Annotated in this window: 1 protein-coding gene; it reads left to right on the top strand. The window is 59.8% G+C overall.

Features of this window, described 5'->3' with window-relative positions; all coding sequences use genetic code 11:
• A partial coding sequence (locus E8M78_RS23470) for a hypothetical protein (protein ID WP_170973504.1) occupies nt 1-385 on the top strand: 385 nt, incomplete at its 5' end.
• Nucleotides 386-535: the final 150 nt, after the last annotated feature.

Consider the following 535-nt stretch of genomic DNA (forward strand, 5'->3'; position numbering starts at 1 on the left):
GGCGGAACCGCCTCCCGGCCCGCTGCGATGGACACCGCAAACCATCAGCGCCATCAAGACACTGCGACTGGAAGGCTCCGTCAACCAGATAACGGCCTATCTGCGCAAAGTTGCGCCCGACCGCGTACGAGACAAAAGCGATGCGGAAATGTCGGCATTGGTGAAGCAGTCCGTACACACCGGCACGGAGCTGGGAATCCGCAGCATGGCTGCACATTGCCGATGGGCCTACTTGAGCCTCGTAACCCATGGAACGCTCCCTAAAGCGCCTGCCGTGCGTGAATTCATGACGATGGAAGACACAAAATTCTCCCCGGATGAGCGGGTAAGGATGCTGATGCAGGGAACCATTTCCAGCCTCAAAACCAAAGCTGGAAGCCACTGATGGCCGGCCCCTTGGTTCTTGCCGTTCCACCAATCCTCACGGCCCTCGGTAAAGCAATCGTCTTTGTCGGCTCAGCAGCCGTCGCCGCCGCTGCCGCTGTGGGCATTGGCAATGCCGTCAGCGAGATGTCAAACGCCGACGAAGAGGCCG

Source organism: Rhizobium sp. FKY42, assembly GCF_005222835.1.
Classification (GTDB): domain Bacteria; phylum Pseudomonadota; class Alphaproteobacteria; order Rhizobiales; family Rhizobiaceae; genus Neorhizobium.